Below are 9,154 nucleotides of genomic sequence, written 5' to 3'. Positions count from 1 at the left end.
CCTCGCCGCTGCGCTTTCCATCAACCGCTCGACCTTGCGGAAAAAGCTCAGAAGCGACGATCCCACCTCGAACTAAGGAAGCGCTGATTGAAGGCGCGGGGCAGCGCTCCGAGTCATTTTGTCCTCTGGCAAGGCGTGACGAAGGAGTTGGTCGGGACCAACGACTGCCTGTCCGCCGTAGCTCGTAGAGCGAAGGAGGAAGGAATAACGTAGTCAAAGGGCAAAAGGGCCGGAGCACTTTCACCCCCGGCGAGCAAAGCGAGCGACTTGTTCAGCCCAAAAAAAACCTTCGACGGCTTGCGGATTTAATCAGCGTTTCCCTAAGGCATCAGCAGGCGCCCGGACGCAATCCCCGACTCCGCCGTATGCACCGAACCCGCCTTGAGCTGCTGCAACAACTCCGTCTCCTTCTTCGTCATCGGATAGGGCCCGGCAAACTCCATTCGCTGCAAACTTCCACGCCACGAACGACAGGCGAAGGCATTCTTCGAATCCAGATAGTAGAGAATCATGTACTGCCGCGAATCACTCGAGGTCTCGGCGATGAAGTCCGGCTCGCCACTCTTGTTGAGGAACTTCGCGAAATCAGGATGTGCGGCTGCCTGATAGACAATTCGCTTGTGCCCAAGCGTCTCAGGTTCGTTGCGCACCAGCATGATCCGGTCCTGCGCGGCGCGCTCGGTCCAGTGCCTCCCGTCCGTGCAGGACGCAAGCAGTAGGGGAATCAAAACCAGCGGGAGAAATTTCATCTGTCAGGGAGTTACGCCACGGCTCGCAAACTTCTTCCGATCTTGTGCGATGCGCGCCATCAGCTTACCAACATTCGGACGGTTCGCCTCGGATTCAATGAAAAATGCCGTCTCCAGCGGGACCAGAAACTCGACCGCAGAATTCACCCCAACCAGCATGCCCCGGCTATCCACCACCGGTCCCCCACTGTCGCCGGGCTCGAGCGGAATGTCGTGCTTGAAACGCCTGGCTGAGGAAAAAGGAGTCTCCGGCGGGATCCCGGTAATCAACTTTCCCGAAGGACTCTTGAATCCGGTGGCAATCCCCGCATGCATCACCGGGGTCGAGCTCGGCACCCAAGCCGTCGGCGGCGTCCATCGGTAGTGATCCGGTGTGGCAATCGGCGCATGTAACAAGGCGAGATCACTGCTGGCCGAGCGCCAGACGATCCGCGCCTTGGTCGCCCCGAGACCACCGGTGCGACCGTAAATGACAAACACGTTCCGCCCGTCCGAAGACGCCAGCACATGGTCGGCCGTTAGAAAGTAACCATCGGCCGTGATCGGGATCGCCGAGCCCCCGTCCGCATCATCCGGCGCATCGCCCTGCGTGAAGCGACTGCCCACCCATTGGTCCACATCGCTCTTTCCGGAAACCACGATCGCCGTCAGCCGCTGCGCTGCCATCCGGTAGACCTCACGGCTTGGCGGAGTCGGATTTGCCGGTGGCTGTGGGGGCGTGCATCCCGGCAGAAGCATAAGCCACAATCCCAGAAACAACGGTGCTAGCGAGCGGCTCATTCGGACTGACTGTAAGCAGAGGATCGACCACGGCTCACGCGATTTCTTCTGCATCGCCTGTCACCGCCGCAAGCGCCGCCCGATCCGCCGGCGGCATTACCAGCCCCGGGACATCGGCATGGGGCTGCCAAACCTCACCTTCACCCGCTTCGATGCCCTCGTCGGCATGGACGTGCAGCGTCACCCGATAGCGGGTAATGCCGTACTTCCGCCGATGCAGCAGCGCCCAATCCGCTACCTCAGCCGCCGCCCTTTCCGGTAGCCGCCACATCCCTTCGCGACGCCCCGCCTCGAGCTTTTTGAGCAACACGCACCCGTCGCGTTCGGCGAACACCACGTGCTCATCCAGCTCCGTCACCTTCACCCGTTTGGCCTTCTTCGGGAGCTCGGCCGGATGCCTCGTGCGGCAGAATTTCGCCACCGGACACTCCAGACAATCCGGCTGACCCGTGCGGCAAAAGGTCTGCCCCAACTCCATCAGCGCCGAATTATAAATCCGCGGATACGCGCGATCGAGCAGCTCTTCCGCCCACGCCCACAACTGCTTCTGCGCCTTCCCCCCATCGATTTCCTCGGAAAAATCCATCAAACGCGCGAGCACCCGCGCCACGTTCCCATCCACCAGCGGCTGGGCTTCGTCGTAGGCAAAAGACATCACCGCCCCCGCCGTGTAGCGCCCGACACCGGGCAAACCGAGCACCGCTTGATGATCTTTCGGAAACTCGCCTCCGCACTGTTCCTCCACCACCCGCGCCGCCTCCCTCAGCATACGGGCCCGCCGATAATACCCCAGACCCTCCCAGGTTTTCAAAAGCACATCATCCTCGGCCGAAGCCAGCGTGCGGGTGTCCGGAAAGCGTTCCATGAAGCGCGCATAAAACCCACGACCGAGCACCGCCGCGATCTGCGTTTGCTGCAGCATCACCTCCGAAACCAGAATCGCATACGGATCCCGCGTCCGCCGCCACGGATAGTCCTTGCCCTCTTTTTCAAACCAAGCCCGCAGCGCCCGCCGAAACCCCACCGGATCCTCGAGCGCATCTTTCTTCAAAGCAGGCTTCAGCACACCCGCAAACTGCCGACTCCCTCCCGATTGGCAATCGATCATTCCTTGTTGGATCTTGGATATTCTTCTTCAAGCTTCCCCCGTGCCCGTCACCTCCCACACCGTCGTGATCACCGCCGAGCAAGCCGAACAGCTTCGCCGCATCCTCGAGCGCGACCACTTCGACTTCGTCGACAAGCCCTACACCCTCTTCGCCGGCAAGAAGGGAAAGCTCAACGTCTCGGTCTACGAGAAGGGCCCGAAAGTGCTGATCCAGGGCAAGGACACCGAGGACTTCGTCAAATTCACCCTCGAACCCGAAGTCATCGGCGAAGCACGCCTCGGCTACGAGGAAGTCCTGCAGCCGGACATGTTCGAACCCCACTTCGGCATCGATGAAAGCGGCAAAGGCGACTTTTTCGGCCCACTCGTGATCGCCGGTGCCTACACCGATGCCACCATCGCCCGCGCCCTGATGGACCTCGGCATCATGGACTCCAAGCGCATCACCAGCGCCAAGCGCATCCGCGAGCTCGCCGCCAGGATCCGCAAGGTCCCCGGCATCGCCACTTCGATCGTCGCCATCGGCCCGGAACGCTACAACCAACTCTTCGCCAGCTTTCGCAATCTCAACCGGCTGCTCGCCTGGGGCCACGCCCGCGTCATCGCCAACCTCGCCAAGGAGCGCCCCAACTGCCCGCGCGCCCTCTCCGATCAGTTCGCCCGCGCCGACGTGCTCGCACGGGCTTTGACGAAGGAAAATGTCACCATTGAACTCGAACAACGCACAAAAGGTGAGGCAGACATCGCCGTCGCCGCCGCCTCCATCCTGGCACGCGAGCGCTTTATCGACTGGATCGACAAAACCTCGGAGTCCGGAGGCGTTGTTCTTCCGCTGGGAGCCTCGGAGGCCGTGATCGCGGCAGGCAAGCAGGTCGTTGAGCGTCATGGACCCACAGCTCTAGGCAAGGTCGGGAAGCTGCACTTCCGGACTTCTGCTAGAATTTTGGGTCATTCCGATCCCGATGGCACGGAATCCGCATGATTACGTAGGAGCAAAATCGAATTTTTCGCGGGACAAAAGCTCCTGCCTATGGTGTCAAGCTCCCGCACCGGTTCACATCCCACCTCACCCTTTTACAAATGGCCACTGTCACCAAACGCGAGCTCGTCGTCAAAATCAGCAATGAAACGGGCCTCACCCAGCAACAGGTCTTCGATGTGATCCAGAAGACGCTCGACTCGATCACCGACTCGCTTTCCAACGGAGACACCGTCGTCATGCGGAACTTCGGGGCCTTCCAAGTCAAGGAAACCAAAGCCAAAATCGGCCGCAACCCCAAGGATCCCGGCAAGGACGTGCCGATCCCTGCCCGCGCCGTCGTCAAATTCAAGCCCGGTAAGGAGATGAAGGAAAAGGTCTCCACCACCCTCGCCCTCATCCGCGAGCGCGAAGCCAAATAGGGGAGCGTGGGCGTCCCGCCCGCTTGTCAACCCCGCTCAATTGTTCCGCCCCATCGCTGCACCGCCTCCAATCTCTCCCCAAGATTAGAACTGCCAGCACCCGCGATTTTCGCCAATCTCGCAAGGTGTCGATCAAAGTCACCAAGGTCGCCTGCCAAAGCTGCGGCGCCAATCTCACCATCGACGAATCCATCCGCTTCGTCACCTGCGGCTACTGCTCGGCCCAACTCGAGATCGTCCACGACCCCTCGGCCGTCTATTCGAAGACCCTTGATGACGTCGTCAAACGACAAGATGCCGTCGAAGACGAGCTGCGTGTGCTTCGCTTGGAAAAATCACTCCAACGCATCGAGCAAGAGTGGGAAAACTTCCGCATTCGAGTCAGCTCGAAATCCGAAAATGGCACCATCGTCGAACCCGGGAAGGCCGGACCGATTCTCTTCGGCATCTTCGCGACGATCCTCTGCGTGTTCCTCTTTGGCTTCGGGCTCTCGGAACGCATCTGGCTCATTGCCATCCTCGGAGTCGCAGGAATCGCCCTAAGCTATCTCATTACCCAGCACGGCCTCCGCCGAGCCAAGGAATTCGCCCACATGCGGACGCGCTACCTGCAGAAGCGCACCAAGCTCAAAGGCGAACTTGCCAGTGCCGAACGAGCGCTGCGCTTCCAACCCATGAAGCGCAGCGGCAAACCCTCCAAACGATAATTCGCCCACCAGTCGTCACCTCAGCAATCTTGACACCTCACGGCGCTTACTGCATTACAGGGAATTATGACACTCAGGATCCTGTTTCTCAGCCTCCTCGTTTCCGGCATCGCCAGCGCCCAACGGGTCCCCAAGGGAACCTTCAACGCGAGCCAGTATGCCGAAGCCAAGGCAAAAGCGGCCGAGGAAGGCAAAAATATCGCCGTTGTCGTCACCACCATCGACAGTTCCTGCCCGAAGTGCGTTTACGGCAACGAACAGACCTTCGAGGAGATGCGCTCCGACTACATTCTGGTGCTGGAAGATGATCAAAAACAGTCCCAAACCGGCGAACTCCCCGCAGACATCAAGCAAAAGACCTACGTGACTTACAAGGAGAAGGGCAACGTCATTCCCATCATCACCGTTCTGTCACCCGAAAGCGACACGGTTCTCGGAGGCGCCTGCTACAAGCAAATCTCTGCCGATGAGCGCAAGTGGATCAAGAACCTCGAAGAAGAGATCGCCACCAAAAAAGTCGCACCCGCCGCAGCCGAAACCACCAAGACGGATTCAGAGGAATCCCCATCTGCCGCGACCCAGTGCGAAACCGGAGGCCTCCGCGAATGGACCGACGTCCGCGGCCGCACGATGAAAGCCGAGTTTGTCCACGCCGACGACATGACCGTCACCTTCAAACTGGAGAACGGCAAGGTCATCGATCTCCCGCTGACCAAGCTTTCCCCGGAAAGTCAGGCCGCCATCGAAGAGTGCCGCTGATCCACGGCACCGGACCATCCGCTTTGATCCGGCAGCTCCCCCGGGTATGCTTCACCGCATGACGAAGCCGCTGTCCGCCCTCCTCGCCCTCGCCCTCGTCTCCTGCGCCCACCCTCGAGGCGACTACCAAGGCTACAAGAACGCCAGCTACACGGTCCGCGGCCAGACCTACCACCCGATGAGTGTCGATGAAGCTCTCCACCATCAGGAAGTCGGCACCGCCTCGTGGTTCAACGAATCCAAATTCCTCGGCCTGAAACGCGGCAACACCGCGATCGGCGAAAAGGTCATGCCCTGGCACAAGATCGCCGCCCACAAGACCTTGCCGCTCCCCTGCCTCGTCAAGGTCACCAACCTCGAAACCGGAAAATCCGTCAAATGCCGCGTCAACGACCGCGGCCCCTTCATCGGCGATCGCATCATCGATCTCTCCCCGCGCGCCGCCAAGAAAATCGGCTTCTACGACCAAGGCCTGACCACCGTCGAAGTCGAAGTCCTCTCCGTTGGCGACGGAAAGTACCAACGCACCAAACGCAAAAAGTGGTTCTTCGGACTCTTTTGAGCGTGGCGGCGGATTCCATCCGCCAAGCCAAATCACTCCCGCGCCTCCATCCAGAGCCAACCCTCATCGAGCAAGGAATGTTCGCCTAAACCTGGCTCGAGCTTTGGGGTACAGGATTCAGGGGGCAGTGGTCAGAAAGGCAGGGAGACGCTGGCGCGTTGTCTTTTGCCTTTTGTCTTTCTGAACCCTGCCCCCTGAATCCTGACCCCCAAAGCTCGAAGCACCCCCGGGGACCTTCGCCCCCCACTTCCCCCACTCGACAAGCCCGCAAAGCGCTGCTAGACAGCCCGCCCCATGCTCAAGGAAGCCGTTCAGGAAGTCCGCGTCTTCGCACCCGCCACCGTCGCCAATGTCGCGTGCGGTTACGACGTGCTCGGATTCGCCATCGATTCGCCCGGCGACGAAGTCGTCGTCCGCCACAGCTCGAAGCCCGGCCTCCACATCACCGCCATCACCGGTGACGACGGCAAGCTTCCCAAAGCTCCCGAAAAGAACACCGCCGGCGTCGCCGCCCTCGACCTGCTCAAGCACCTCGGCATGACCGACCGCGGCATCGAGATGGAGATCCACAAGAAGATGCCCTTCGGCTCCGGACTCGGCTCATCCGCCGCCTCCGCCGTCGCCGGCGCCTACGCCATCAACTGCCTGATCGGCGAACCCCTCTCGAAGAAACAGCTCCTCCCCTTCGCCATGGCCGGGGAAGCCTCCGCCGATGGTGCCTGGCACGCCGACAACGTCGGTCCCTGCCTGCTCGGCGGCATCGTCTTCATCCGCGACAACGAAGAGCTCGACCTCGCCCAGATCGCCGCCCCTGAAAACCTTTGGGCCGCCGTCGTGCACCCCGACATCGAGATCCTCACCAAGGTCGCCCGCGAAATTCTCCCGAAGGAAATCCCCCTGCAAAATGCCACTCAGCAGATCGGCAACCTCGGCGGCCTGCTTTGCGGCCTGATCCAGTCCGACTACGGACTCATCTCGCGCTCGATCCACGACGTCATCGCCGAGCCTCGACGCCAGAAACTCATCCCCGAATTCTACAAAGCCAAACGCGCCGCCCTTTCCGCCGGCGCCCTCGGCTTCTCCATCTCCGGCGCCGGCCCCTCCGTCTTCGCCCTCTGCGAAGGGGAGGAGTCCGCCATCAAAGTCGCCGCCGCCGTCGCCAAAGTCTTCACCGAAATCAATCTCGAGAACCAATCCTACGTCTCCCGCATCAACCCACGCGGCGTCCACGTCGTCGAGTCGAAGAAGGCGTAAGGAGGGCGGACGCCCCTGCCTTTCACTTGGAACTTGGCCCTTCCCACTTGAAACTTCGATGCTCTACCACTCCACCAACGACTCGTCCCACCGCGTCCCACTGAAGGAAGCCATCCTGCGCTCGCTCCCGCCGGACAACGGCCTCTACATGCCGGACACGCTACCAACGCTCGGTCCGGACTTCTGGAAGATTTGGCGCGATCTCTCGTTTCAGGAAATCGGCTACGCCGTCGCCGAGGCCTTCTTCGGCGAAGACGTCCCCGAAGAAGCCCTCTCGGAAATCGTCGACAGCACCCTCGAGTTCGATGCACCGCTCGTCGCCCTCGCGCCCGACGACCAAATCCTCGAACTCTTCCACGGCCCCACGCTCGCCTTCAAGGACTTCGGCGCACGCTTCATGGCCCGCCTGATGGCCCATCTAACAGAAGACGAAGACCGCATGCTTACCGTCCTCGTCGCCACCTCCGGCGACACCGGCGGCGCCGTCGCCTCCGCCTTCCACAATGTCCCCGGCACCCGCGTCATCATCCTTTATCCCAAAGGAAAGGTCTCCGGCCTCCAGGAAAAGCAACTCACCGCCCTCGGCGGAAATATCAGTGCGCTGGAAATCGACGGCACCTTCGACGACTGCCAGCGCCTCGTGAAGTCCGCCTTCCTCGATCGCGAGCTTTCCGAAGACCTCAATCTCACCTCGGCGAACTCGATCAACCTCTCACGCCTCGTTCCCCAGTCGTTCTACTACATCCATAGTGCTCGTCAGATCGAAGCCGAACCCGTCTTCGTCATCCCCTCCGGCAACTTCGGCAACCTCACTGCCGGCCTGCTCGCCCACCAACTCGGCCTGCCGGTGAAGAAGTTCGTCGCCGCCACCAACATCAACGACGTCGTCCCCGCCTACCTCAAGAGCGGCGACTACCAACCGCGTCCGAGCGCCGCCACCATTTCCAACGCCATGGACGTCGGTGCGCCCTCGAATTTCGCCCGTATGAAGGCGCTCTTCGGCGACTCCTGGGACGCGATGCGCGGCATGATCGAAGGCTACGCCTTCACCGACGAGCAAACCCGCGACGCCGTCCGCGGCGTGAAGCGCCTCTACGACTACAACATCGATCCCCACGGCGCCGTCGGCTGGCTCGCCGCCAAAGCCTGGCGCGACGAGCATCCCGGAGACACCACCATCACCCTCGAAACCGCGCACCCCTCGAAGTTCCTCGATGTCATGGAGCAGGAAATCGGCGAGGGTGTCGTCGAAATCCCCGAGCGTCTCGCCATCCTCGCCGACAAGGAAAAGGTCGCCCTCTCCATGCCCGCCGACGAAGCGATCTTCCGCGAGCATCTCATCTCGCAGGCATAAACCAATCCCAACGCCCGGACCGCTGACTTTAGTCGGCGCCGCAACCCTACCAACTCGCCGACTAAAGTCAACGGTCCGTCCCCCTCTCCGGATGCCTCAAATCGATCACCCCAACATCTCCCCAAACGGTATCCTTGCCGATATCAAATAGCGTCTTTCCATTCCCAACGGAAACCTTCCCATCCGCCTTCCGGATCAAAGGCACATCCACCGAATTGTCCATCCTCAGGATCACCGTTTTCATCCCATACGGCTCCTCCCAAAACTCCTCCGTCCCAATCTTCATCGGAGCGGCAAGCAGCGGCCTTCCCGGATTCAACGTGCCGTCTTCAAGGCTCTGTCCTGCGAAATAACTAGAGCCTGTCCCACAGCGCCGATCCTAGGCGCTGTATGGCTTGAAGGTTGTTAGGAAAAAGGCATGAGAGGCGAATATGCCTCCCATGCCCGAAATTCGGGGTCTATAAATTGGTTTACCACAAC

Annotated in this window: 11 protein-coding genes; 7 read left to right on the top strand and 4 right to left on the bottom strand. The window is 60.8% G+C overall.

The features are described from left to right. Positions 1-320: 320 nt before the first annotated feature. The 3 genes from WBG04_RS09090 to WBG04_RS09080 are packed head-to-tail and all read right to left on the bottom strand — an operon-like array spanning position 321 to position 2,637. The gene (locus WBG04_RS09090; RefSeq protein WP_424314095.1) at positions 321-749 is read right to left on the bottom strand and encodes a hypothetical protein; all 429 of its coding nucleotides are present in this window, start codon (positions 747-749) and stop codon (positions 321-323) included. 3 nt (positions 750-752) lie between these two features. Beyond that, positions 753-1,529 carry a S1 family peptidase gene (locus tag WBG04_RS09085; RefSeq protein WP_424314094.1) on the bottom strand — a complete coding sequence of 259 codons (777 nt, stop codon included), beginning with the start codon at positions 1,527-1,529 and terminating at the stop codon, positions 753-755. Positions 1,530-1,563: 34 nt separating this feature from the next. Beyond that, positions 1,564-2,637 (bottom strand): A/G-specific adenine glycosylase, encoded by a 1,074-nt coding sequence (locus WBG04_RS09080; protein WP_424314093.1) that lies wholly within the window; start codon positions 2,635-2,637, stop codon positions 1,564-1,566. A 40-nt stretch (positions 2,638-2,677) separates the two neighbouring features. On the opposite strand from WBG04_RS09080, the gene rnhC reads away from it, so the two are divergent. The 7 genes from rnhC (at position 2,678) to thrC (ending at position 8,674) form a co-directional block, all read left to right on the top strand. Then, complete coding sequence (gene rnhC / locus WBG04_RS09075) at positions 2,678-3,619, top strand: ribonuclease HIII (protein ID WP_424314092.1); 942 nt, start codon at positions 2,678-2,680, stop codon at positions 3,617-3,619. A gap of 20 nt (positions 3,620-3,639) precedes the next feature. Beyond that, on the top strand, positions 3,640-4,038 hold the full coding sequence (locus WBG04_RS09070) for an HU family DNA-binding protein (protein ID WP_424314096.1): 399 nt from the start codon (positions 3,640-3,642) through the stop codon (positions 4,036-4,038). Between the two features lie 125 nt (positions 4,039-4,163). Beyond that, positions 4,164-4,745 (top strand): hypothetical protein, encoded by a 582-nt coding sequence (locus WBG04_RS09065; RefSeq protein ID WP_424314091.1) that lies wholly within the window; start codon positions 4,164-4,166, stop codon positions 4,743-4,745. Between the two features lie 66 nt (positions 4,746-4,811). Further along, positions 4,812-5,504 carry a hypothetical protein gene (locus WBG04_RS09060; protein WP_424314090.1) on the top strand — a complete coding sequence of 231 codons (693 nt, stop codon included), beginning with the start codon at positions 4,812-4,814 and terminating at the stop codon, positions 5,502-5,504. 58 nt (positions 5,505-5,562) lie between these two features. Further along, complete coding sequence (locus WBG04_RS09055; protein ID WP_424314089.1) at positions 5,563-6,066, top strand: septal ring lytic transglycosylase RlpA family protein; 504 nt, start codon at positions 5,563-5,565, stop codon at positions 6,064-6,066. Between the two features lie 294 nt (positions 6,067-6,360). After that, on the top strand, positions 6,361-7,320 hold the full coding sequence (locus WBG04_RS09050) for a homoserine kinase (RefSeq protein ID WP_424314088.1): 960 nt from the start codon (positions 6,361-6,363) through the stop codon (positions 7,318-7,320). 58 nt (positions 7,321-7,378) lie between these two features. Continuing rightward, a complete protein-coding gene (thrC, locus tag WBG04_RS09045) occupies positions 7,379-8,674 on the top strand; it encodes a threonine synthase (RefSeq protein ID WP_424314087.1) in 1,296 nt (431 codons plus the stop codon). 67 nt (positions 8,675-8,741) lie between these two features. Here thrC and WBG04_RS09040 read toward each other — a convergent pair whose 3' ends face one another. Further along, positions 8,742-8,960, bottom strand: coding sequence for a hypothetical protein (locus WBG04_RS09040; RefSeq protein ID WP_424314086.1), 219 nt, complete (start codon positions 8,958-8,960; stop codon positions 8,742-8,744). Positions 8,961-9,154: the final 194 nt, after the last annotated feature.

It is taken from the genome of Haloferula sp., assembly GCF_049672945.1.
GTDB lineage: Bacteria > Verrucomicrobiota > Verrucomicrobiia > Verrucomicrobiales > Akkermansiaceae > Haloferula.
Note: the sequence above shows the minus strand (reverse complement) of the source record. Positions and strands in the feature narration are given on the sequence as shown.

What these genes read in the sequence shown, in the direction of transcription:
- WBG04_RS09055 (WP_424314089.1), top strand. Translation starts at nt 5,563, where the DNA reads ATGACGAAGCCGCTGTCCGCCCTCCTCGCCCTCGCCCTCGTCTCCTGC.
- WBG04_RS09040 (WP_424314086.1), bottom strand. Translation starts at nt 8,960, where the DNA reads ATGAAGATTGGGACGGAGGAGTTTTGGGAGGAGCCGTATGGGATGAAA.
- thrC (WP_424314087.1), top strand. Translation starts at nt 7,379, where the DNA reads ATGCTCTACCACTCCACCAACGACTCGTCCCACCGCGTCCCACTGAAG.
- WBG04_RS09085 (WP_424314094.1), bottom strand. Translation starts at nt 1,529, where the DNA reads ATGAGCCGCTCGCTAGCACCGTTGTTTCTGGGATTGTGGCTTATGCTT.
- WBG04_RS09050 (WP_424314088.1), top strand. Translation starts at nt 6,361, where the DNA reads ATGCTCAAGGAAGCCGTTCAGGAAGTCCGCGTCTTCGCACCCGCCACC.
- WBG04_RS09090 (WP_424314095.1), bottom strand. Translation starts at nt 749, where the DNA reads ATGAAATTTCTCCCGCTGGTTTTGATTCCCCTACTGCTTGCGTCCTGC.
- WBG04_RS09060 (WP_424314090.1), top strand. Translation starts at nt 4,812, where the DNA reads ATGACACTCAGGATCCTGTTTCTCAGCCTCCTCGTTTCCGGCATCGCC.
- WBG04_RS09080 (WP_424314093.1), bottom strand. Translation starts at nt 2,637, where the DNA reads ATGATCGATTGCCAATCGGGAGGGAGTCGGCAGTTTGCGGGTGTGCTG.